Source organism: Archangium sp. (genome assembly GCF_057119385.1).
The window spans coordinates 1-22217 of the sequence record NZ_DBNGVP010000061.1 but is presented as its reverse complement, the minus strand read 5'-3'; the positions used below and the strand labels follow the sequence as shown (position 1 = coordinate 22217).

General features: G+C 69.3%; 19 protein-coding genes. 6 read left to right on the top strand and 13 right to left on the bottom strand.

What is annotated here, in order from left to right; genetic code table 11:
• Positions 1-186: 186 nt before the first annotated feature.
• On the top strand, positions 187-501 hold the full coding sequence (locus AC16DP_RS13495; RefSeq protein WP_329733602.1) for a glutathione S-transferase C-terminal domain-containing protein: 315 nt from the start codon (positions 187-189) through the stop codon (positions 499-501).
• Between the two features lie 295 nt (positions 502-796).
• On the opposite strand, the gene AC16DP_RS13490 is transcribed toward AC16DP_RS13495, so the two are convergent.
• Positions 797-1810, bottom strand: coding sequence for a Fic family protein (locus AC16DP_RS13490; RefSeq protein ID WP_483956719.1), 1014 nt, complete (start codon positions 1808-1810; stop codon positions 797-799).
• 722 nt (positions 1811-2532) lie between these two features.
• Positions 2533-3051, bottom strand: a complete 519-nt coding sequence (locus AC16DP_RS13485; RefSeq protein ID WP_329733600.1) for a hypothetical protein — start codon at positions 3049-3051, stop codon at positions 2533-2535.
• A gap of 257 nt (positions 3052-3308) precedes the next feature.
• Here AC16DP_RS13485 and AC16DP_RS13480 point away from each other — a divergent pair, with 257 nt between their 5' ends.
• A complete protein-coding gene (locus tag AC16DP_RS13480) occupies positions 3309-4088 on the top strand; it encodes a hypothetical protein (protein ID WP_329733599.1) in 780 nt (259 codons plus the stop codon).
• A gap of 17 nt (positions 4089-4105) precedes the next feature.
• On the opposite strand, the gene AC16DP_RS13475 is transcribed toward AC16DP_RS13480, so the two are convergent.
• Positions 4106-5212 carry a metallophosphoesterase family protein gene (locus tag AC16DP_RS13475; RefSeq protein ID WP_329733598.1) on the bottom strand — a complete coding sequence of 369 codons (1107 nt, stop codon included), beginning with the start codon at positions 5210-5212 and terminating at the stop codon, positions 4106-4108.
• The gene (locus AC16DP_RS13470) at positions 5209-6348 is read right to left on the bottom strand and encodes a hypothetical protein (protein WP_329733597.1); all 1140 of its coding nucleotides are present in this window, start codon (positions 6346-6348) and stop codon (positions 5209-5211) included. Before AC16DP_RS13470 ends, AC16DP_RS13475 begins: the two co-directional genes overlap by 4 nt.
• A gap of 218 nt (positions 6349-6566) precedes the next feature.
• Here AC16DP_RS13470 and AC16DP_RS13465 point away from each other — a divergent pair, with 218 nt between their 5' ends.
• On the top strand, positions 6567-9224 hold the full coding sequence (locus AC16DP_RS13465; protein WP_329733596.1) for a protein kinase domain-containing protein: 2658 nt from the start codon (positions 6567-6569) through the stop codon (positions 9222-9224).
• Between the two features lie 352 nt (positions 9225-9576).
• Here the strand turns inward: AC16DP_RS13465 and AC16DP_RS13460 are convergent, their stop codons facing one another.
• The 3 genes from AC16DP_RS13460 to AC16DP_RS13450 form a co-directional block, all read right to left on the bottom strand.
• On the bottom strand, positions 9577-9975 hold the full coding sequence (locus tag AC16DP_RS13460) for a hypothetical protein (RefSeq protein WP_329733595.1): 399 nt from the start codon (positions 9973-9975) through the stop codon (positions 9577-9579).
• Positions 9976-10160: 185 nt separating this feature from the next.
• Positions 10161-12614 (bottom strand): DNA topoisomerase (ATP-hydrolyzing) subunit B, encoded by a 2454-nt coding sequence (gene gyrB, locus AC16DP_RS13455; protein WP_329733594.1) that lies wholly within the window; start codon positions 12612-12614, stop codon positions 10161-10163.
• Between the two features lie 125 nt (positions 12615-12739).
• Complete coding sequence (locus AC16DP_RS13450) at positions 12740-13198, bottom strand: hypothetical protein (RefSeq protein WP_329733593.1); 459 nt, start codon at positions 13196-13198, stop codon at positions 12740-12742.
• 75 nt (positions 13199-13273) lie between these two features.
• Here AC16DP_RS13450 and AC16DP_RS13445 point away from each other — a divergent pair, with 75 nt between their 5' ends.
• Complete coding sequence (locus tag AC16DP_RS13445; RefSeq protein ID WP_329733592.1) at positions 13274-14062, top strand: GNAT family N-acetyltransferase; 789 nt, start codon at positions 13274-13276, stop codon at positions 14060-14062.
• An 18-nt stretch (positions 14063-14080) separates the two neighbouring features.
• On the opposite strand, the gene AC16DP_RS13440 is transcribed toward AC16DP_RS13445, so the two are convergent.
• The 4 genes from AC16DP_RS13440 to AC16DP_RS13425 are packed head-to-tail and all read right to left on the bottom strand — an operon-like array spanning position 14081 to position 17992.
• The gene (locus AC16DP_RS13440; protein ID WP_329733591.1) at positions 14081-14452 is read right to left on the bottom strand and encodes a response regulator; all 372 of its coding nucleotides are present in this window, start codon (positions 14450-14452) and stop codon (positions 14081-14083) included.
• Positions 14449-16098: a hybrid sensor histidine kinase/response regulator gene (locus AC16DP_RS13435; RefSeq protein ID WP_329733590.1), complete on the bottom strand. Its 1650-nt coding sequence runs from the start codon at positions 16096-16098 to the stop codon at positions 14449-14451. The genes AC16DP_RS13440 and AC16DP_RS13435 overlap by 4 nt, the downstream gene beginning before the upstream one ends.
• Entirely contained in the window at positions 16095-16547 is a 453-nt protein-coding gene (locus AC16DP_RS13430) for a response regulator (protein WP_329733589.1), read from the bottom strand. The genes AC16DP_RS13435 and AC16DP_RS13430 overlap by 4 nt, the downstream gene beginning before the upstream one ends.
• A complete protein-coding gene (locus AC16DP_RS13425; RefSeq protein WP_329733588.1) occupies positions 16544-17992 on the bottom strand; it encodes a sensor histidine kinase in 1449 nt (482 codons plus the stop codon). Before AC16DP_RS13425 ends, AC16DP_RS13430 begins: the two co-directional genes overlap by 4 nt.
• A gap of 291 nt (positions 17993-18283) precedes the next feature.
• Here AC16DP_RS13425 and AC16DP_RS13420 point away from each other — a divergent pair, with 291 nt between their 5' ends.
• Both AC16DP_RS13420 and AC16DP_RS13415 read left to right on the top strand, forming a co-directional pair.
• Positions 18284-20365: a serine/threonine protein kinase gene (locus AC16DP_RS13420; protein ID WP_329733587.1), complete on the top strand. Its 2082-nt coding sequence runs from the start codon at positions 18284-18286 to the stop codon at positions 20363-20365.
• Positions 20366-20407: 42 nt separating this feature from the next.
• Positions 20408-20977: an SRPBCC family protein gene (locus tag AC16DP_RS13415; RefSeq protein WP_329733586.1), complete on the top strand. Its 570-nt coding sequence runs from the start codon at positions 20408-20410 to the stop codon at positions 20975-20977.
• Between the two features lie 22 nt (positions 20978-20999).
• On the opposite strand, the gene sitI6 is transcribed toward AC16DP_RS13415, so the two are convergent.
• Together sitI6 and sitA6 are read right to left on the bottom strand one after the other, a co-directional pair.
• Entirely contained in the window at positions 21000-21716 is a 717-nt protein-coding gene (gene sitI6 / locus AC16DP_RS13410; protein ID WP_329733585.1) for a SitI6 family double-CXXCG motif immunity protein, read from the bottom strand.
• Between the two features lie 13 nt (positions 21717-21729).
• Positions 21730-22217, bottom strand: a 488-nt coding sequence (sitA6, locus tag AC16DP_RS13405; RefSeq protein WP_483956718.1) for a SitA6 family polymorphic toxin lipoprotein, incomplete at its 5' end; no start/stop codon positions are given.

Sequence of the window (22217 nt, the reverse complement as noted above, 5' to 3'; positions counted from 1 at the left end):
GCCCTCGGGGACACCTTGGCCGCCCGGACGCGCAGCCACCCACCTCCCTCGGGCTTGCCAGGGAAGCGGCTATGCTCGCGGCATGAGCCGCCCCCGATTCGTCGCCGCCTGGTTCTCCCCCTGGCCGGAGCGGGCCCGTTTCGCGCTCGACCACTGCTGCCGCTCGCGAAGCTGGGAACGACGTTCATGAACCGGAAGTACCGCCTGGACACGCGTGACCCGGAGCAGGATCGGGCGACGATCCGGCGGGGACTCGAAGGGCTCCGGACGGAGCTGCGGGGGCGCGACACGCTGCTCTCCGACTTCACCTTCGCGGACATCGCCATCGCCGTGTCACTGACCCTGGTGCGGCCGGTGGAGCACCCCATCATTCCCCTCGGCCCCGCGATGCGCGCCGCGTTCACCGAGCCAGCTCTGGCCGAGGAGTTCGGGGACCTGCTGGCGTGGCGGGACAAGCTCTACGCGGAGCGCCGCTCCATGCAGGGAACCGCACATGCTTGATCCGCGCTTCTCCTACGAACACTTCATCCGAACAGAAGATCGCACCTGGCTCTGCCGCGAGCTCGAACAGGTGCTGACCCACCGGCTCCGGTCGGCCTCCGCTCCCGACGAAGAGGGACATCGAATGGTGATGGAGTTGCGGAAAAGTCTGGGGCGGGAACTGGGCGGACTTGGCGCAGCCCTACGAACTCGTCGTCGAAATGTCCTACCGGGACCCGGAGGAGCCGAGAACTGTGTCAGTCTCCTTTCGCGCCCGAGGACCCGCCTGAGCCGTAGCACCGCCTGAGCCCTACCGTCAGGAATTCTTCTCCCTCAGAAGCCGCTCAAGTTCTGGGACAGCGTAGAAATGGAAGGCCCGCCCCACTTGCTTCTTCCGCAGGTAACCGGCCTTCTCCAAATCGAGCAGGTCTTGACGAGCGGTCTGGTAAACGACGCCGTGCTCGCGGCGGTAGGGTTCAATCGAGTACTGCGCGCCCGGGTGACGAAGCGCATGGGCCAAAAGCGACCGTTGGCGGTGATTGACGTTATCTACAGCCCTGAGAAGCACCTCTACCTCCTGCACCTCCTTGCTCTTGCGGTCGAGATACACGTAGAGATCCTGCGTTGCTCTTCGGATGACCTCCAGTTGGTGCAAGAGAAAGTAGGTGAGGTCGCTTCCGTCTGTCTCGGTGAACAGGAAGGCGCGACTGTACTGGACAGGTGCTTCCTGGATGATCCGAGAGATGGAGAGGAACTCTGCAATCCAATAGCGTTGCCGGATCATGCTCCAATAGAAGAGTGCACGCGCGGTACGGCCATTGCCGTCGACAAACGGATGGTCATAAGCGATTATAAAGTGGAGACCGATAGCGCGAACAACAGGGTGGACGAAGGCATTCCCGGCGTTTTCATTTGCAAACGTGCAGAGAGCTTCTATTCGCGAAGGAAGCGCGCGTGCATCTGGGGGGATGTGGAGAACTTGTCCATTGCTGATGTCCTGCACTGTGACGGGCTCGTCTGGGCGCCTCAGCCGCCCTACCTCACCATGCTCCAAGGTGCCTTCGGTGATGACCTCGTGCAGTTCAAGAAGCAAAGCGATTGATAGGGGCTCCTGAGCTTTTCTACGCAGCAGCTCCATCGCCCGGAAATTGTTGAAGATCATCCGCTCATCTTTCGTTCGCGGCTGCCGCCCGTGCAGGAGCATGTCCTTTGCGACACGGCGGGTCGTCGAAGCTCCCTCCAACTGGCTGGAGGTAATCGCCTCCTCCATCAGGGAGCGGATGATGTACCGGCCTCGAACTTCCTTATTGGTCAACTGCGGGTCGGCCATCTCAAGCCGTCCGCCCATATCGCGGTCGATTTGATGCAATGCGAGCAGAAGACCATCGGTTCGCGCGAAGTGGAAGTTGTGCCCTGTGTTGTCAGTGAGAGGCAACTCGGTCCTAAGCACCCTCCGAGCCATGCTGACGCCAGTCCACCACTCCTCGTGTGTCAGTCCCTCTAGCGGAGGGTGCCGCCGAAGTTGGTCCCAATGAAGGTACTGTCCATCGATCTCGGGTTTGAATCCGCGCGAGAAGAAACGCGACAAGCGGCCTGGATCCCCCTTCAGGAGGGCTTGTAAGGCAGCTTGAGGGTCAGGAGGCGTAGCTGGGATCCGCACGACATCTCCGATCTACTAATTTAGTAACTAATAGTAGTTACATAGTAGTTCGGGATAGCACTCACGCCAAGTACGACGACTACTAACTTCGGCTTTGTTAGTAGGTCCCTAGTAGCTCCGGGGGTAGTTCCGGGGGTGCTACTAACTTCGGCTTTGTCGGGGACGGAAAGAAGGAAGCGGCCTGAAATAGGGCGGATTGGCAAGCACAAACCAGAGCGGCCGAGCCAAACCTGTGGCCCCGTGATGCCTACGGGTGGGGCCCCTCGGGATGGGGATGCATCCAGGCCAGCACGTGCCTCTTGTTCAGCAAGCCAACTTGACCCGGAAAGAGCTCAGGGGACCCCCACATCCCTGGGAGGAGCCGAGGTAGGGTCAATATCCTTTGGCCTGCCTCACGCCGCGGCGGGACGGGCGGCCACGGGCGCCGTCTCGACCGACTCGATGGCGACGGCCTCGGGCGAGCCGCCCTCGGCGAACAGCGGGGCGCTCGGGCGGGACTTCGGCGGACGGCCCCGGCGCTTCGGCGCCGACTCGTCGCTCTGCGCGGGGGCCTCGGCCGTCACGCCACCGTCCGCGCGCGCCACCTTGCGCCCCGCCCTCGGCAGCGGGATGGCCTCCAGCCTCGTGCTCAGCTCCGCGTCCTCCTCGGCGAACACCCGCGCGTACGCCAGCGCCCGCTGGCCCTTCTGCACCAGCGCCTCCTGCCCCTCGGCCAGCACCTGGCGCGCCGCCTCCAGCGCCGCCTGCGCCTTCGCCACCGCCTCGGCCTGCGCCCTCACCCGGCTCGCCGCCTCCTCCAACACCTCCGCGTCCACGTCCGGGAACTTCACCTCGGACAGCTCCGTGGAGAACACCTCGAGCAGTGCCCGCATCGCGGGCGAGATGGGATCGTTTTCGTTCGCGTCGAACATGGCCTGGGACTCCCCTCCAGCGTGCTGCGTGGGGCCCTCATGTGCACAGATGTTCAGTGCCTTTTCAAGGGGGTCCGCTCCGAGGCCGATTTACCGGCCCCGCGCCGTGTTCACCCCCCGCCATGCCAGCGGCGTCCGGCCCGGATGACTCCCCCCATGTGGGCGATGGACCCTCCATCTCCGGTCTCATCGGGTCCGGCACGGGGAGGTAGAATCGCGCGGGGAGCCCGGCAAGAGCGGGCCCTGGGGGAGTCGACATGCAGCCAGAGATGGTGGAGTTGCTCGCGGACACGGCGCAGTACACCGCCGTGGCGTTCATCGGTGCGTTCATCGGAATTGGCGAGCTCGTCTCCCGCTACAAGGATGACCCCTACGAGGCCATCACCAACCGCCACGCCATCACCTACACGCTGCTCAACGTGCTCGCCTCGCTCCTGGCCCTGCTCGCGCTCAAGACGCTGAACCCGGCGGATGCCCAGGGGGTGCTGCTCGGGGAGGGGCCGGCGTCGGCGCGGGTCGGGTACACGCTGGTCGCCGGGTTTGGCGCCATGGGGCTCTTGCGCTCCTCGGCCTTCAACATGCGCGTGGGCAACGAGGACATCGCCATCGGCCCGAGCGCGCTGCTGCAGGTCATGCTCTCCGCGACGGACCGCGCCGTGGACCGGGCTCGCGCCAGGGTGCGCGCCGAGATGATGGCCAGGACCATGCACATGGTTCCCTTCGAGCAGCTCGAGGTGGCCCTGCCGCAGCTCGCCTTCGCGATGATGCAGAACGTGACGGATCAGGAGAAGCAGGACTTCGCCAACGTGGTCTCGGCGCTGCGCGAGAAGAAGATGGACGCGGTGGCCAAGAGCATCAGCCTGGGGCTCGCGCTCAGCAACATCGTGGGACAGGGCGTGGTGGATGACGCGGTGATGGCGCTGCGCAAGACGCTGGCCGCGGCGGGAGACCCCAGCTTCTCCGCCACCCTGGCGCGGCCCCTGCCCACGCCCGTGGAGACCCCGGAGGCGTCCGTGTCGCCCACCGCGGAGAAGTAGGAGAGGAGGCGGGCCGCTCAGTCCACGCGCACCAGCGACACGGTGCGCACCCCCTGGGCCGGGTCCACCTCCACCGCGAGGAAGTGCCGGCCCACGCCGTCGAACTGCTCGGGAATGGCGCCGCCGCCGCCCGAGATGAAGGACGGAATCCCCGCGTTGGAGAACGAGTAGTACGAGTGCACGTGGCCGTAGAGCGTGAGGTCCAGCTTCGCGTTGGCCAGCTTCGCCAGCAGGGCCGCCGCCTCGTTGCGGCTCGCGAAGGCGCCGTTGCGCACGCCGATGGGGTCCACGATGGGGATGTGCGTGCCGAGGATGTGCACCGCGTCCCGCCCCGCCGCCAGCCACCCGTCCAGCATCTCCTCGGCCCTCGGATCCAACGAGCCGTTGCCCGAGTCGATCATCGTGAAGTGCACGCCGTGGAAGGTGAAGTGCAGGTTCCCCCGGCCGAAGTACTCGTGGTAGCGCGGGTCCGGGGTGATGAGCTCGTGGTTGCCGAGCGTGGCGAACAGGGGGATGCGCGACTCGAGCAGGCGGGACTGGAACTCCTCCAGCTGCTCCACGGTGCCCCGCTGCGTCAGGTCCCCCGAGAAGTAGATGAAGCGCAGCGTGGGGTCCGCGTTGATGCGCCGGTAGATGTCGCCCACCCGGGGCAGGGCCTCCTGCACGTCCGCCAGCGCCGCGAAGCGGAAGGGCATCGGCTGATCCCACAGCGGAGGCGCCACCGTCAGCCGGGCCTCGGCGCCCGCGGGCACCCGCACCTTCCACGTCTTCACGGTGGGCAGCGGTCCCTCGGGCAGGGCCTCCACCAGGAGCGGCTCGCCGCCCACCGAGGCCGAGAGCTCCGCGTCCGGCATGGCGTTGCGCACCACCACCGTCCACTCCTCGGTGGCCCCGGCGGAGGACACCGCGCGCACGTGGAAGGCCGGGGCCGAGCCCCACAGCGTCAGCGTGCCCGGCTCCACCTTGCGCACCACGGCCAGTCCGTCCTCCACGGTGAAGGCCACGCCGTTGGCGTCCACCTGGCCCACCCGCAGGTCCTTCAGCGCGCGCTCCTCGGCCGGCCGCTGGCTGCAGCCCGCGGCCAGCAGCGCGAGCACGGCGGCTCCCCGGCGAATGCTCCTCACGGCTCACCTCCCAACGCGTAGACGAGTGACACCCGGCCCACCACGGCCGAGCCCGCCTGGAGCTCCGCGGCCACGCCCCACGGCCCGGTGAGCAGCATGCGCCCGCGCAGCCCCACGTACCCCGGCACGCCGCTGCCTCCCCTGATGCCTCCCGGGAAGTCGTCCTTGCGGTGATCGTAGTAGAGCATCGCCTCGCCCCGGAAGGGCCCGCCGCGGCCCAGGTACACGCCGTAGCCGAAGGTGAAGAGGAGCTGCTCGAAGAGGATGTCGTCCACCGGGCCCGCGTAGACGTAGCCCTGCATGGCGAAGCCCACGCCCATCTCCGCGAAGGAGCCGGCCATGCGCGGGCTGAAGCGCGCCATGTCGTAGCGGCCCCGCAGGAAGAGCTCGCCACCGGCCAGCGTGAAGGACTCGGTGGGGTAGCGGTGCGCCAGGGCCGCGGCCTCCAGGTCCAACGCCGTGCCGTCCGCGCCCGCGCGCGCGCCCTCGGGTGCGCCCAGCAGCCGGTACGCCCCGCCCACGCGCACGCGCACGTTGCCCTCGCCCGGCGACAGCTTCGCCCCGGCCTCCAGGCGCACGCGCTCCAGCCGCGCCAGCGCGCCCACCGAGACGAAGTGCCGGTAGTCGAAGGCCGGGTCCACCACGTGCTGGTAGCCCAGCTCCAGCTCGAGCGGGGGCAGGTGCCGCGCCACCTCGCCTGGAGGGAAGGCGGGCGCCAGGGCGCCGTAGAGGTTGGCCAGCGTGGAGATGGAGAGCACGCCCACCCCCGCCAGCGTCACCGCGTACAGCGGACCGATGACCCGGCGCGAGGCCCCGGACAGGGCGATGGGCACGCCCCCGGCGAGCAGCAGCCCCAGGCCCGAGCCCTCCAGGAGGAAGTGCCGCCCCGCCGTCGCGGTGTCCCCCGCCACGAGCGGCCCCATCCCGTGCAGCAGCAGGCCGGGCACCACCGAGACGGCCGCCGGCAGCACCTCGAAGCGGGGCCGGGCCGGCGCCACCTCCGCGAGGGACACGGGCTCCACCTGCGCGGGGACGGCCTGGGCGGGGAGCTCCCCCACCGCCCGCGCCTCGCACACCTGGGCCTGGACCGCGCCCGGCAGCACCGCCAGGACGAGCACCCACAGTCGCACCATCATCGGCAACCCCTTCTCCCGGGCGGGCAGGGGGGCGGACCCATCCCCCGGCCGGAGCTGCCCGCCCGACGGATTCCAGGATAGAACGTTGACGGCTGGATTCGCAGCCCACCCCTGGAGTCAGGCGGGAAAGCCATCCGGGGACCCCCCCAGGCAGGACTTTTCCAGGAAGCGGGGTATGCTCCCGCCTCCCCCTGTCCTCCAACAACGCGACGCGCATCGTGGCCGCCAACGAAGCCCGGGAGTTTGGCAAGTACGAATTGGTCTCGAAGCTCGCCGCGGGCGGGATGGCCATCACCTATCGCGCGCGGATGAAGGGCGCCGCGGGGGTGACCAAGCCGGTGGTCATCAAGCAGATCCTCCCCCACTTCGCCGACGAGCCCGACTTCGTGGAGATGTTCGTCAGCGAGGCGCGCGTGGCCGCGGGGCTCACCCACGGCAACATCGCCCAGGTCTTCGACTTCGGAGAGATCGACGGCCAGTACTTCCTGGCCATGGAGTTCGTGCACGGCCAGACGCTGTCCAAGCTGCTGCGCCGCGCGCAGAAGGCCGGACTGCCCGGCCTGCCCATGCCGCTGGCGCTCTTCGTCGCCACCCAGATGTGCGACGGGCTGGACTACGCGCACCGGCACATCGGTGAGGACGGGCGGCCCATGGGGCTCGTCCACCGCGACGTGTCGCCGGACAACGTGCTCATCTCCTACGAGGGCCAGGTCAAGGTCATCGACTTCGGCATCGTCAAGGCGACGAGCGTCGTGGAGTCGCGCACCTCGCCCGGCACGCTCAAGGGCAAGTACCCGTACTTCTCCACCGAGCAGGCCCGGGGCGAGCAGGACCTGGACGCGCGCTCGGACATCTTCGCCGTGGGCGTGGTGCTCTACGAGATGCTGTGCGGCCGGCGCCCCTACGAGGGCGAGCTCGCCGCGGTGCTGCCGCGCATCCTCGACGGCAACTACCCGCCGCCCTCCTCGCTCAACCCCGCCATCACCCCGGAGCTGGAGGCGGTGATGGCCACCGCCATGGCACGGGAGCGGGAGCAGCGCTACCCCACCGCCCAGGCCTTCTCCGAGGCGCTGCGCGAGCAGCTCTACTCGGGCTGGCCGCGCTTCTCGCCGGCCATGCTGTCGCAGCTGCTGGGCCACCTCTTCGCCGAGGAGCTCGCCGCCGAGGGCCGCAAGGTGGAGGTGACGCCCGCCTTCCTGGAGCAGCTCGCCGCGTGGCAGGCCCAGCCCATCAGCGAGCCCATGGGGGCCCTGCCGGGCCCGGCCAGCGGCAGGACGAGCACCGGCTCCGGCATGCGCGCCGTGCAGTCACGGCCCGGCAGTGACAGTGGACGGCCGTCGAGCAACACGGGCAGCCGTCCCGCGCTGAGGCCCTCCACCAACGGCGCCGCCCGGCCCGCCAGCAACGCGGGCGCGCGCACCATCAGCTCCGCCTCCGGGCGCCGGGTGACGTCGAGCGCCGGCGTGACGCGCGTGTCCTCCCCCGCCACCATGGCGGCCCCGCCGCTGGAGCAGGAGACCTCCACGGCCTCGTCGCAGCCCGCCACCGCCGCGGAGAGCACCGCCGACGCCCCGCACGACACCCCCGTCGAGGTGCCCGCCGTCAAGCTGGTGCCGGACCCCCTGGCCCCCGTGCGCGAGGCCCGGGAGCGCGAGGCCCAGGAGCGCGCCGAGCGGCGCCAACGGCTGGTGATGCTCATCAGCGTCCCCCTCTTCCTCATCGCGCTGGTGCTGGCCATCCTCCACTTCGCCTTCTCCAGCAAGGCGGTGGAGGAAGTGCCGATGGGCACGCAGTGGATCAGCTCCATCCCGGCGGGCGCCACGGTGAAGCTCAACGGCCGCGACGTGCCCGGCGTCACGCCGCTCGTCGTGCCGAACGTCCCCCTCCACGAGGGCAACACCCTCGTCGTCACCCTGCCCGGCTACCGGCCCTGGACCAGGCGCTTCACCCTCACCACCGAGTCGGGACCGAAGATGCACGCGGATCTCGAGCCCCTGGAGCCGGAGCCCCCCGCCCCGAAGCCCGAGCCCACCGCCACCGCGCCCGCTCCGGAGACGGCCGGCGAGCAGCAGGCCGCCGCGCCGGACGCGCGGACCGGGACGCCCGCCACGCCGGACACCGCGGCGGCGCCGGTGGACCTCAAGAAGTTCAACGAGGTGGACTACCCGACGCGGGTGTTCGTCCTGCGCCCCCAGTACAACGCCTTCCCGGTGGAGAAGTACGCCACGGCCTCCATCGAGCTCAACACCGGGGCGAGCTACTCCCTCAGCACCACCGGCAGCGCCCTGCTGGGCCAGGGCCGCGCGAGCGCGTCCAACACCCTGGCCTGGTTCGCCGAGGGGGAGAACCTGTCCGTGGAGGACTCCTTCGGGCTGATCGGCCCCGCGCCGCGCACCTTCAAGGGTGTGCGCAAGCTGCACGTCTTCCTGCTGGACGACGACACGACGACCAACGCGGGCGCGATCCGGGTGAACGTGCGCCAGTCCAAGTGGGTGCCGCCGCGCCAGCTCACGTTTGATCCCAACCGCAACGCCCTGGTGCTCGAGCCCCAGCACCATCTGGCCGTGCGCGGGCTCAACCCGGACGCCATGTACCTGCTCACCGTGCGCGATGACCTGGCGGAGCTGCGCCCGGGGCCCACGGGCCGTACACGTCGGGTGCTGTGCGCCGAGAGCAACGCGAAGACGGGCCGGCACAACCACCGGCTCCTGGAAGCGGGCAAGCGCTACCAGATGACGGGCGCCGAGACGCTGCGGTGCACCTTTCCGGACACCCAGTTGAACGACAACACGGGTGCGCTCGAGGTGGACATCGTGGATGTCACGGCCATGTCCCGCCGGGAACGAGCGGCCGCGCTGCGTGGCACTTCTCGTTGACCACAAAACAGCAACTGGGTTAAACAAAGGGCACGGGCAATCAGGCGCTGGCCGCCTGATTCGTCCATCCCATTCGTACCCCCCAGCCGGGCACAAACCACCTCCCCTCGCATGTCGGAGGTGATGCGTACCCTGTCTGTCACGGAGGCCCCCACCGGGTGGTCCTCGGGGATTACAACAAGTTCCTTCCGTAAGGGCTCATGGGGGTCGCAGCCGTTCCGCGACCCAGCTCAACAAGGACGGGAAAGGCACGTGGGCGCGGAGCCGATTTCGGCACCGGGCCCACGGGTCTTTTTGGGGTCTGGAAACGTCAGGGATCAGCGGCCAGGCGGAGCGCCGCCCGCTCGCCTGCTCAGTCGCACATCACATCCGGGCAGCCACCACCGTCGGGCGCGCACACACCGCAGCCCGGGTTGCAGCAGAAGTAACCCTTGCCGCAGTAGTTGGAGCCGCAAGGGCCGCCGGAGCTGATCGCGATGGAGGCGGGCTCGGCCTGCTTCGCCTCGGCCTTCACCTCGGGCTGGGCGCTCGTCTCGCACATCACGTCGAGACACGAGGCGCCCTTGGCGGCGCAGACGCCACAGCTCGCGTTGCAGCAATAGGTGCCCGTGCCACACACGTTGGGGCCGCAGGCGGTGCCACCGAGCACCAGCGCCTCCTCCACGCTCGCGGGGACCGGCTCCTGCTCCACCACGCCACCACACGCCGCCATCAGGGACACCAGCGACAGCACCACCCGCTGCATCTTCATGACTCGCTCCTCGGTGAGGGGGGAGCGAATCCTCTACCAAGACCCGACAGGACGGAGCAATCGGGATAACAAGGGTTCAACTCGGGGGCCAAGATACCCTCACCCCGTCCCTCTCCCGGAGGGAGAGGGGAGAGTGGGCCCTCTCCCGGAGGGAGAGGGGATTCACACGGTGAGGGCCCCCTGGATCAGATGTCCAGGTTCTGCACGTCCAGCGCGTTGCGCTCGATGAACTCGCGCCGCGGCTCGACCGCCTCGCCCATCAGCAGCGAGAAGATCTCGTCGCTCTCCACCGCGTCCTCGATGCGCACCTGCAAGAGCGTCCGCGTCACCGGATTCATCGTGGTCTCCCACAACTGCTCCGGATTCATCTCGCCCAGACCCTTGTAGCGCTGCAGGCCCAGCCCCTTCTGCGCGTCCTTGCGCACCGCCGCCAGCACCTCCTGCACCGACAACGCCACCACCTCGCCATCCCCCACCTTCACCCGGTAGGGCGCCTTCCCCATCCCCTTGAACGTCTCGCGCAGACTCACCAGCTCCAGGTACTCGGGCGACGACAGGAAGCCGTGGTCGAACACCGTCTGGCGCACGCCTCCGTTGATGTCCGTCTTCACCACCAGCTTGCGCGTGTGGTGCTCCGGATCCACCGGGTAGGAGACCTCGAAGCGGCCCAGCGTGTCCGGCATCCGCGCCTTCAGGTACTCCACCATCTTCTCCACCTGCCCCCGCAGCGCCTCCTCGTCCGTCAGCAGCCCCGCGTCCACCCGGCCCGCCTGCACCAGCGCGTCCACCACCCGCGCATCCCGCCGCGACGCCATCTTCTCCAGGCGCTCCTCGTACGTAATCACCTTCTCCAGCAGCCCGCGCAGCTCCGAGCCGCCCAGCTCCCCGCCCTCCATCACCACCCGCGAGTGCTCCGCGGCGATGCGCAGCAGGTAGTCGTTCAGCCCGCGCTCGTCCTTCACGTACATGTCCTTCTTGTTGCGCGTGACTTTGTAGAGCGGCGGCTGCGCGATGTAGAGGTACCCGTTCTGGATGAGCTCCGGCATCTGCCGGTAGAAGAACGTGAGCAGCAGCGTGCGGATGTGGCTGCCGTCCACGTCGGCGTCCGTCATCAGGATGATGCGGTGGTAGCGCGCCTTCTCCGGGTTGTAGTCCTCGCGCCCAATCCCCGTGCCCAGCGCCGTGATCAACGTCACGATCTCCGCGCTCGTGAGCATCTTCTCGAAGCGCGCCTTCTCGACGTTCAGAATCTTTCCGCGCAGCGGAAGGATGGCCTGGTTGCGCCGGTCCCGGCCCTGCTTGGCCGAGCCACCTGCGGAGTCACCCTCGACGATGTAGAGCTCGCTCTCGCTCGGGTCGCGGCTCTGGCAGTCGGCGAGCTTGCCCGGCAGCGAGCCACCGTCCAGCACGCCCTTGCGCCGCACCGTCTCGCGCGCCTTGCGAGCGGCGATCCGCGCCCGCGTGGCATCTCCAATCTTCGCGACGATCTTCTTGCTGACGGTGGGGTTCTCCTCGAGGAAGGTCGCGAGCTGATCATTCACCATCTGCTCGACGAGGCCCTTCACCTCGCTGTTGCCCAGCTTCGTCTTCGTCTGCCCCTCGAACTGGGGGTTGGACAGCTTCACGGAGATGACGGCCGCGAGTCCCTCGCGCGCGTCCTCGCCCGTGGGCGTCTCCTTCAGGTCCTTCCACTGCCCGCTCTTCTCGGCGTAGCTGTTGAGCGTGCGCGTGAGCGCCGCCTTGAAGCCAGACAGGTGGCTGCCACCCTCGTGGGTGTTGATGTTGTTGGCGAACGTGAAGATGCGCTCGTCGTACCCGTCGTTCCACTGCAGGGCGATCTCCAGCGAGACGCCCTCCCGCTCCGTGCGGAAGTGGATGGGCTTCTCGTTGAGCGACTGCTTCGCCTTGTTGATGTACTCGACGAAGGAGACGATGCCGCCATCGAACTTGAAGTCGTGCTCCTTGCCGATGCGCATGTCGCGGATGATGATCCGCAGGCCGGCGTTGAGGAACGCGAGTTCGCGCATGCGCTGGCTGAGCGTGTCGAAGTTGAAGTCCGCCGTCTCCATGACGGTGTTGTCCGGCTTGAACCAGATGAGCGTGCCGCGCTTGTCCGTCTCGCCGACCACGGCCGGCGCGCCATTGGACACGCCGCGCGCGTACGACTGCTCGTACACCTTGCCGTTGCGCTGCACGCGCACCTTGAACCACTCGGACAGGAAGTTGACGCAGGTGACGCCCACGCCGTGCAGGCCGCCGGACACCTTGTAGGCGCCGTTGCCGAACTTGCTGCCGGCATGCAGCTCCGTGAGCACCACCTCGAGGGTGTCCTTGCCCTTGAACTTCGGGTCCGGGTGCGGACCCACGGGGATGCCGCGGCCGTTGTCCTGCACGGACAGCGAGCCGTCCACGTGGATGACCACCTCGATGTCGGTGCAGTGGCCGGCCAGGGCCTCATCGACGGAGTTGTCCACCACCTCGTAGACGAGCTTGTGCAGCCCGTACGTCATGGTGTCGCCGATGTACATGCCCGGGCGCTTCCGGACGGCCTCCAGGCCCTCCAGCTTCGTGATGGCACCGGTGTCGTAATCCGCGGGCGGCGGCGGGGTAGCGGCGCCGGGGGCGGGGATGTTTTCCATGCGCGAAAAGTCCTTGGGATGACGCTTGGCGGGAACAGGTGTGCCTACCACTTCGAGGCACCCTGGACAAGAGTGTTGAGAACACGCAAGGCAGCGAAAAGATTCACGAAATGCCTCGCGCGACGCTATGCGTCAAAACGCGGGGCGGGCTTCCTTTCTTCCAGGGCGGCCGCCAGCTCGCTGAACGCCGTGCGCGAGGGGAAGAGGTGCCGCGTGAGCAGCACCCGGCCCCCCTCGTCCAGGAACAGGCCGAGCATGTCTTCCTTGCGGCCGATGCGGCGCACGGAGTCGATCTGCCCCCAGGACAGCTGCAGCTGGCTGCCGGTGAAGGGACGCGCCAATGCGACGCCCCGAGCACTCAAGGTAACGCCCCAGCCCGGCCTTGGCCGCAATCGATGCCAGGCGAAGACGAAGGCGAGCAGGAGGCCGCCTGTAATGCCCGCCCGGGCCATGGCCAGGGGAGCGTTGTCCGCCGCCCGCGCATCCGCCAGCGCCCAGGCGCTGAGAACGGCGAGCACGCACGCGCCCAGGAAGAGGGCCCGGCGCGTGGGACGGGGATCGAAAGCGTAGAAACGGGGCTCCATGCGAGCGTCCACACCCTAGCCTCCCGAGCGGCCGGCCGGGGATTTTCCGCACGCCAGCTGTCCACCCGCGAGCGCATGGATGCGCCTACCCTGCCCTCCATGACGGACGCTGAACTCACCGCGCGCCTGCGCGCCAACCTCCACGGCTTCAAGACGCACCAGGCCCGGGGCGGTCCCCTGCGGATGAGGGACCTGCCCGGAGTGCGCGCCTTCGCCCTGCCCGGCCCCGGGGCCCCCCTCTTCCAGCAGCAGGTGCTGTACACCGACGCCCGCGCGCTCGCCGAGGCGCTCGGGCCGCTCGACGCGTGGTACCGCGAGCTGGGCGTTCCGGCCTGGCGCGTCCCCGTGTACCCGGGCGACACCGCCGCCGCGGCCGCGCTGGCCCGCGCCGGATACCGCGCCGAGGACTCCCTCCCCGCGATGGCCATCCCCCTGAACCACCCACCTCCCCAGCTCGCCCCGGGCACCACGCTCGAGCACCCGGACACGCTGCACGAGGTGCTCCAGCTCAACGCGCTCAGCTATGGCCAGGAGCACGCCGACTACTTCGAGAGCTGGCGCCCCCAGCTGGAGCCCTCCTCGCCGCTGTACGCCGTGCTGGTGCGCCAGGACGGCCGCGCGCTCGCCGGGGGCGTCGCCTTCGAGCAGGACGGCACCGCGGGCATCTACCTCGTGGCCACCCACCCCGAGGCCCGCCGCCGGGGACTGGGCGCGCTCGTCATGCAGGCCCTGCACGCGGATGCGCGCGCCCGCGGCTGCACCGTCGCCGTCCTGCAGGCCTCGGCCCTCGGGCATGGCCTGTACCAGCGGCTCGGCTACCGGGACCTGGGCGCGTGGACGAGCTGGGTACGCCGCGCCGGCTGAGGCCCCGCCTCGCGCCGCTCACTCGCCCTGGAAGTGCTGGCCCACCGTCTCCACCAGCACCTCCACGTCCACCGGCTTGCGCAGGTAGGCACACGCCCCCACCTCCTCGGCCACCGCCGCGTTGCTCGCCGAGGCGGAGAAGATGACGATGGGGATGTCCTTCCACTCGGGCACCGCGTGCATCTGGTGGGCGAAGCCTGGCCCGTCCAGCACCGGCATCATCATGTCCAGCAGCACCAGCCCGGGCAGCGGCCGCGCCCGCGCGAGCACCTCCAGCGCCTCGCGGCCATTGCCCGCGCCCAGCACCGCGTGGCCCGCGTCGCGCAGCACCTCCTCGAGCGCCTCGCGCAGGTCCGTGTCGTCATCCACCACCAGCAAGGGACGCGTCATGCGGACTCCTCTACCGTCTTGTCCACGGCACGCAAGGGCAACTCCAGGGTGAAGCGGGCCCCGCCGCCCGGACGCGGCTCGGCCCACACCCGGCCCCCGTGCGCCTCGGCCGCCCGGCGCGCCAGGTACAGCCCCAGCCCCAGCCCTCCGTACGAGCGCGAGGACACCGCCCGGCCGAAGCGCTCGAAGATGTGCTCGAGCTGCTCCCGCGCAATGCCGATGCCCCGGTCCTCCACCACCACCCGCGCCCCCGCGCCGTCCGCCATCACCCGCACGTCCACCGGCTGGCGCGCCCCGAACTTGAGCGCGTTGGAGACGAGCGCGGACACCCCCTGCTCCACCCGCATCCGGTCCCACTGTCCCACCAGCCCCCGCTCCGCCTCCAGCCGCAGCACGCACCCCATGGACTGGGACTCCGCCTCGAAGCGCTCCAACACCTCGCGCACCAGCTCCACCAGGTCCACCGCCTCCAGCGCCAGGGGCACCTCGCCGGTGGACAGCAGCGACACATCCAGCAGCGTCTCCACCAGCGTGCCCAGCCGCTTCACCTGGCGCAGGCCCTTGTCCAGCCGCTCCACCATCTCCGGGGAGGACTCGCGCCGCGCCCGCTGCACCAGCGTGCCCAGCTGCAGGCCCAGCGTGGTGAGCGGCGTGCGCAGCTCGTGGGCCGCCACCGCGAGGAACTCGTCGCGCAGGCGGATGGCCTCCTGCGACTCACGGTACAGGCGCACGTTCTCCAGCAGCAGCGCGGCGCGGCGCACCAGCTCCTGCGCCACGGGCAGGTCCTCCGGAGTGAAGCGCGGCCGCCGCGGCTCCGTGATGCCGAGCGTCACCACGCCCAGCGTGCCCAGGCGTCCCACCAGGGGCACGTGGGTGACGGAGCGCAGCCCCAGCGCGAGCAACCGGCGCAGGTGCTCCGGGGAGCGCGCCAGCGCCCGCAGCCGCTCCAGGGAAACGTCCGGCAGCACCTGCGGCTCGCCCGTCCGGAACACCCTCGCCGGGCCAAAGGGGGCGTCCAGCTCCAGCGGGAAGAGGCGGTCCGTCTCCAACCCCTGCTCCACCTGCCGTGGGTCCTCGTGCGCCAGGGACGCCACCCGCAGGTGCTTCCCATCCTCGGAGAAGTAGACGGCGCACCAGTCCGCCAGCTCCGGCACCGGCAGGCGCGCCACCTTGTCCAGCGTCTCCTGCAAATCCAACGAGCCGGCCAGCACCTCCCCGGCGCGGGCCAGCAGGTTGCGATCCCTCTCGGCCCGGGCGCGCGCCTGACGCTGCCGGGCCTGCTCCACCTCGCGCGCCACCGCGGCCGGCAGCCGGGTGAGGAGCGTCTTGGGGAAGTAGTCGCGGGCGCCCGCCCTCATCACCTCCTCGCCCTCGAACTCGCCCACGCTGCCGGACACGACGATGAAGGGGATGTCCAGGCCGCTGTCGCGCACGATGTCCAGCGCGGCGGGCGCGTTGAAGCCGGGCAGGCAGTAGTCCGAAAGGATGATGTCCCAGGCCCCGGGCTCGAGCGCCGCGCGCAGCTCCTCGGCCGACTGCACCCTGTGGCTGGACACCTCGAAGTCCCCCCGGCGCAGCTCGCGCTCCACCAACTCCTGGTCGTCCGGGTTGTCCTCCACCAGCAGGACGCGCAGCGGCCTCGTCATCCAGACACCCCCGGCTGCGGGGAGCGGTTGAGCTCCAGCCAGTAGACGCCCAGCTGCCGCGCCGCCTCGACGAACTCGTTGTAGCTCACCGGTTTGCGCACGTAGCTGTTGCAGCCGTGGCTGTAGCTCTCCACCAGGTCCTTCTCCTCGTCCGAGGAGGTGAGGATGACCACGGGCAGGAAGCGGGTGCGCGGGTGGGCGCGAACCTGGCGCAGCACCTCGTGCCCGTCCAGGCGCGGCAGCTTGAGGTCCAACAGCACCAGCGCGGGCAGCGGCTCCTGGGCCCGGTGCGCGAACGCGCCCCGCCCGAAGAGGTAGTCGAGCGCATCCATCCCGTCCTCCACCACCTCCAGGGGCCGGGTGACGCCCGCGCGCTGGAAGGCCCGCTGCGTCAGGTCCACGTCGTCCGGGTTGTCCTCCACGAGGAGGATGGTGGGAGAGCCGATCATGCGAGTGCCTCCTGGAGGGTGAAGCGGAAGGTGGCGCCTCCGCCCGGGGTGGCCTGGGCGGAGATGTCCCCGCCATGCCGGTGGACGATGCGCTGCACCGTGGCCAGCCCGATGCCCGTGCCGGGGAACTCGGAGGGCTTGTGCATCCGCTGGAAGGGGCTGAAGAGCTTGCCCGCGTACGCCATGTCGAAACCCACCCCGTTGTCGCGCACAGCGTAGTGAGTCACCCCGTCCGCCGTCTCCGCGCACAGCTCGATGAGGGCCCCGGAGCGCTTGCTGGTGAACTTCCAGGCGTTGCCCAGCAGGTTCTCCAGGAGCACCCGGAGCAGCCGCGCGTCCCCCCGCGCGGTGAGGCCGGGCTGGAGCGAGCACGTCACGTCCCGCCCGGGCTCGCGCTGGCGCAGCTCCTGGAGCACGGAGGCGGCGATGGCACTGAGGTCCACCGGCTCGCGGCGCAGCTCGGCGCGGGTGACGCGGGAGAGCTGCAACAGGTCGTCGATGAGCTGGCCCATGCGCGTGGCGGCCGCCTGCAGGCGCGTGAGGAGCCGCAGGCCCTCGGGGGACAGCCGCTCGCCCTCGTCCTCGCGCAGCGCCTGGGCGAAGCCGTCGATGGCGCGCAGGGGCGAGCGCAGGTCATGCGAGACGGAGTAGCTGAAGGACTCCAGCTCCTTGTTGGCGGCGGTGAGCTCGAGGGTGCGCTGGGCCACGCGCGACTCCAGCCGGGCCTCGCTGGCGCGCAGGGCGTCCGCCTGGGCGCGCACCTGGGCGAGGCTGGCGTCATAGCCCCGCGCCAGCGCGAGGAGCTGACGCCGGCTGAGCCAGGCCAGCAGCACCCCCACCGCGAGCGTCCACAGCCCTCCGGCGATGAGCACGGAGCGTCCCGCGCGCTCGGCCTCGAGGCCCTGGAGGGTGGCGCGCTGGAGCTCCTCGGCGCCGATGGTGTCCAGCGTCGAGCGCAGCGCGTCCATGCGGGCCTTGCCCTCCCCCGAGCGCACCAGGGACAGCCAGTCTCCTCCCTGGTGGAAGCGGGAGAGCTGCTCGTCGGCCACCTGCTCCCACTCCCGCCAGCGCCCACGCACCTCCTGCATCCAGGCCCGCTGCTCGGGCTCGCTCGCCAGGCCCTGCTCCAACTGCGCGAGCGCCAGGGGGAGCCGCTGCCCGGCCGCCTGGTAGGGCTCCAGGAAGACGGGCTCTCCGGCGAGCAGATAGCCGCGCACGCCCGTCTCCCGGTCGATGAAGAGCTGACGCACCCGCTCCAACCGGGTGAGGGCCTCCTGGTAGTGGCGCGCCTTCTCCTGGGCCTGGATGAGGCCGCCCACCGTCCACATGAGGATGCCCGCGAGCACCAGCAGCAGGCCCACCGGGAGCAGGATGGCGCGCAGCAGCAGCCGGCGGAAGCGGCGGGGGTCGGTCAGGGACAGCTCGTGGTGGGAGGTGGTGGACACGTCCCCGTGAAGGTTGGGGTCCCCGGGAGACCCTTCAACCCGTGCCACCTGCCACGGGGGGCGGGCGAGGGCTGGAGGCTCGCCCGGGAGGCGGGAGGTGCCCTCCGCCCACACGGGCCCGCCCACCCGCGGGGAACCCGTCCCGCGAGGTGGGGTGACCTGCGCAGTAGCCTGCGGGGTGATTCCGCGAGTAGTGTCCGGCGGCATGACGTGTCGGCTCACATGCGGGAGGCACCCGCGGCGGGAGCGCCGCGGCCTCGCGCCATGGAGACGACGCTGGAGGTCACCCGCATGGCTGAGAATCCAAGGTCCCCGTCCCCTCCCGTCCGCCGCGGCGCCCGCCCCGGACCCCGCCGGCAACCCCCTCCCGTGCTGGACCCGGGCACCCGGGTGGCCGGCTACGAGGTGGTGCGCCGCCTGGGGGCGGGGGGCTACGGCACCGTGTACCTGGCGCACGCCACCACGAGCCTCGTCGCGTTGAAGGTGCTGCCCCTGGAGCGCTCGCGGGGGTGGGAGGAGCGGGAGGTGGACGTGCTGCGCCGGATGCGGCACCCCGGCGTGGTGCGGCTGCTGGGGTACGTGGACTGGCCGGAGGACGAGCCCCGCGTCCGCGTGCTCATCATGGAGTACGTGGACGGGCTGCCCCTGGACGAGCACGTGCGCGGGAGCAACCCGTCGGCGCTCGGGGTGGTGGAGCTGATGGGGGAGTTCATGGAGGCGCTGGAGGCGGTGCACGGCGCGGGCGTGCTGCACCGGGACGTGAAGGCCTCCAACATCCTGGTGCGCGCCGCGGACGGCAGGCCGGTGCTGGTGGACTTCGGGGCGGGGGCCTACCTGGGGGCGCCCACGCTGACGAGCTCGGTGCTGCCCCCGGGCACCCCGGAGTACCGCAGCCCCGAGGCCTGGGACTTCTTCCGCCACCACATGGGCGACGCGGGCGTGCGCTACCTGCCCACCCGCGCGGATGACCTGTGGGCGGCGGGCGTGCAGCTGTACTGGGTGCTCACGGACCGGCTGCCCTTCACCGGCCCGGACTTCCTGGCCATTGGCGCGGCGGTGCTCAACGAGCGGCCCGTGCCTCCGCGCGAGCTCAACCCGTGGGTGCCGGAGGCGCTGGAGCGGCTGTGCCTGCGCATGCTGGAGAAGTCCCCCGACGCGAGGTACGCGGACGCGGGCGAGGTGCGCGCGGTGCTGGCCGTGCTGCGGGCGGAGGCGGAGGAGTCATGGCGCGAGCCGCTGTTCGAGCCCCATGCGCCCCACAACGCCACCACCCGGCCCCAGGGACGGCTCGCGCAGGGGCAGGATCTGCTGCTGCGGATGAGCAGGCTCGCGCGGCAGCCTCCCCGGCGGGGCGAGGTGCCCACGCGGAAGACGAGCGCCGGGCCGGGGACGGCCGCGCCCCCTCGCGAGGAGCGGGACGGGACATCCACCCGCGCGGTGCTCACGGCCCAGGCGCCCGTGCACGGCACCCGGGCGGGGGGCGGATGGCGATGGGGAGCGCTGGGGTTGGGAGTCCTCGCGCTGACCGCGGCGCTGTGGCTCCTGCACCCGTGGAAGACGGAGGTCCCCTCGGAGGTAGTGGGAGCAACCCAACCTTTCATGTCGCCCGAAGCCTTTCCCATACGGTGGGATGCTTTTTTCCCAGATGTCGTGCCCTCGCTGAAACCGCCGCATGTTGTGGCGGACGCGGCGCCCAACGGACAGGCCGTTGCCGCGCCCGTCGTCAACACCAGACATAGCGAGAAAGACATGACCGAGAAGCAGAGTTCCCAGAAGCCGCCCCCTCCCACCCAGGCCAGGAAGGCACGTCCGAGCATCAGCGCCTGCCTGGGGCTGGGCGCACTCGCCGCCCTGGCGGCAGGCTGCGCCTCCGTGCACAACAAGGCGTTCTACGAGAACTTCGTCAAGAGCAAGATCCTCTACGAGGCCGAAGGACTCATGGACTGCCCTCCCTCATCGATCAAATCCATGAAGGAGCACGGCATTGCCATCGGGAGCCTCCATGATGCCGTCTATGGCTCTGGCCTCAACCAGAGAGAGCTTCTCGTTCCTCTGGAGAAGCTTGGAGAGAAGATGTCGGTGCCACTGAATGGCACCGGAGTCGAGCTCCGATCCGACTGGGGTGCTCTCGGCGCGCGTGGCAACTTCGGCGGAGCGAGCATCATCGTGGAAGACCGCGTCTATACCCGTCTCATCGTCTTCAACCCCTTCGCCGTCAATGCGTTACAGGTCCCCGTGTGCATGGAGGTCTGGTATGACGGAAAGCCGGGGGTTCCCCACTTCGGAAGGGACCCGACGAAAGCGTTCCCGGGTGGATTCGTCTGGGTGGTGCCACAAGTTCAGCTCAAGGCCGTGAGTCGCTTTCACGAATGAGCACCCCGAGCACTTCCGGAAAACAATCCCCACGTGTTCTCAATGTCTCTCGGCCCGCTGCTGGTGATGGGGCTTCTGCTCGGAAAAGCAGCAGCACCGGATGTTGCTCCATCCGAGCAGGATGTACCTTCCACCGCTTCTGCCTCGAAGTCCCCCCAGCAGCCACACGCCCAGGAGGGCCCTGGTCAGCGGGTCAGCCTCGCGACCGAGGCGTTCTCCAGAATGGAGCCTGAGGGTCCATTCTCCGTCTGGGACATCACGGGGCGCGTCACGTGGACACCCGACCTGCAGGGTCTACGAAGAGTCATCGTCTACCACAGCATCCGCGCCACGGATTCCGCTGGAACACACATGCTGCTGCAGGTGGAATTGACGCACCCGCTTGCCAGCATCGCCAGGCGGCTGACGGGTGCAAAGTTGCGCCAGGGAACGAATGATTCCTGGCTCCTCATCTGGCAGGCCCCCGACTCCTCGGGTGAGGTCTTGCGCCTGCTGCTGCAAGGTACCGTGGAGTTGCACAGACTCCAGAACTCCCCCCATAAGCTCATGCTGTTGGGAGGCGAAGAGGGCATGGAGCAACTCGCCGTGTTCGACAACATCATGCTCCGCTGACGGTATGCGCTCGGAGACCAGGTCAGGCGGCGGGCAGAGGTTGGAAGACCACGCCATCCAGCTCGAGACGGCGGCAAGCGTCGACGAAGCGCTCGGTGCAGACCATCGTGGTGGGGAAGTCCTCCAGCCGGAACAGGTCCAAGTGGCCGGGAAGCGTGGATGCATCCAGCAGCATGTTGCTGGGACGCGTGAGTGCATCGCGGCCGCAGCGAGGACAAGGCGGTTTGCGATCTGGCGGCAGGCAATTCGAGTGCATCCGACCCACGGGGAGAAGTTCCAACTCGAGCAACTCGGGCGCGTTCCTCTGGCGGGAACGCAATTCCGTGCGGCAGCCCTTGAGTCCCCGAAGCCCTTCGGCCTGAAGCTTTTCCAATGCATCACGCCGAGCCAACAACAACCACGGAAAGCGAGCCACGAGCGACCCGAAACGGCCCTGGACCTTGCCCACGAGCGGGCCCAACTCAGTTCCCGGTTCCACCAATGACCCTGGAGGTAACAGAGGCAGCACCAGATCGCGCAGCCTCTCATATTCCTCGATAGGCTCGGCTCGGGGTTCCTCGAAGTCAGCCAGAGCGGTCACAGTAGACAGGTCCACAGAAGGGTATGCGCTGGCGCCTCCACTCCACGTGGCTGTACAGGCAGGGCAGCGAAGCACTCCTGGAAGCCCCCACTTGTGGGTGCAATCGATGTACCCCATGTAACCTGACGACTTGTCTTCTTTGAGAGTGAAATAGTTCATGGGTAGCCCGTACTCATTCACAATAGTAGGATACGAGCGGGCCCATCACTCTGAATCGCGACATGAGTTCACCCGCGAATCGCCACATGTCTTCCGAGCTGGCCCCCTTGTTGTCTTGCCGGAATTGCCTCCACGCATCATTCCACTGGCCCCCTTGAGACCCACCGCTGTGTAGCCATCGGTGAAAGCTCCTGGGCAGCCGAATCGTATAGGCGTGGATCGCGATGTGCTGGCGCTTGAACCAGAGAGCCAACTCCTGCGGGAAGATGTGGTGCTTCTCGAGTGGCTCCCACGAGCGGACACACGGGGGCTTGAGCACCCGGGGCGCGTACTGGCCGCGGATGTTCCAGTTGTGCCACGGAATCTCGAAGACGGCTTCCCGGCCTCCAGGTACCGCCAGCGGCCTTCCCCACCAGCGCGTCGGATTGGGCGGTGGGCGCAGGCTGCCGTGGGCGAAGGCCAGCACCACCGGGTGCTCCTCCACCTCCTCCACGTCCTGGC

Coding starts and splice junctions, on each gene's coding strand:
- AC16DP_RS13495 (WP_329733602.1), top strand. CDS start 187: ATGAACCGGAAGTACCGCCTGGACACGCGTGACCCGGAGCAGGATCGG.
- AC16DP_RS13490 (WP_483956719.1), bottom strand. CDS start 1,810: ATGGCCGACCCGCAGTTGACCAATAAGGAAGTTCGAGGCCGGTACATC.
- AC16DP_RS13485 (WP_329733600.1), bottom strand. CDS start 3,051: ATGTTCGACGCGAACGAAAACGATCCCATCTCGCCCGCGATGCGGGCA.
- AC16DP_RS13480 (WP_329733599.1), top strand. CDS start 3,309: ATGCAGCCAGAGATGGTGGAGTTGCTCGCGGACACGGCGCAGTACACC.
- AC16DP_RS13470 (WP_329733597.1), bottom strand. CDS start 6,348: ATGATGGTGCGACTGTGGGTGCTCGTCCTGGCGGTGCTGCCGGGCGCG.
- AC16DP_RS13460 (WP_329733595.1), bottom strand. CDS start 9,975: ATGAAGATGCAGCGGGTGGTGCTGTCGCTGGTGTCCCTGATGGCGGCG.
- gyrB (WP_329733594.1), bottom strand. CDS start 12,614: ATGGAAAACATCCCCGCCCCCGGCGCCGCTACCCCGCCGCCGCCCGCG.
- AC16DP_RS13450 (WP_329733593.1), bottom strand. CDS start 13,198: ATGGAGCCCCGTTTCTACGCTTTCGATCCCCGTCCCACGCGCCGGGCC.
- AC16DP_RS13445 (WP_329733592.1), top strand. CDS start 13,274: ATGGATGCGCCTACCCTGCCCTCCATGACGGACGCTGAACTCACCGCG.
- AC16DP_RS13440 (WP_329733591.1), bottom strand. CDS start 14,452: ATGACGCGTCCCTTGCTGGTGGTGGATGACGACACGGACCTGCGCGAG.
- AC16DP_RS13435 (WP_329733590.1), bottom strand. CDS start 16,098: ATGACGAGGCCGCTGCGCGTCCTGCTGGTGGAGGACAACCCGGACGAC.
- AC16DP_RS13430 (WP_329733589.1), bottom strand. CDS start 16,547: ATGATCGGCTCTCCCACCATCCTCCTCGTGGAGGACAACCCGGACGAC.
- AC16DP_RS13420 (WP_329733587.1), top strand. CDS start 18,284: ATGGCTGAGAATCCAAGGTCCCCGTCCCCTCCCGTCCGCCGCGGCGCC.
- AC16DP_RS13415 (WP_329733586.1), top strand. CDS start 20,408: ATGTCTCTCGGCCCGCTGCTGGTGATGGGGCTTCTGCTCGGAAAAGCA.
- sitI6 (WP_329733585.1), bottom strand. CDS start 21,716: ATGAACTATTTCACTCTCAAAGAAGACAAGTCGTCAGGTTACATGGGG.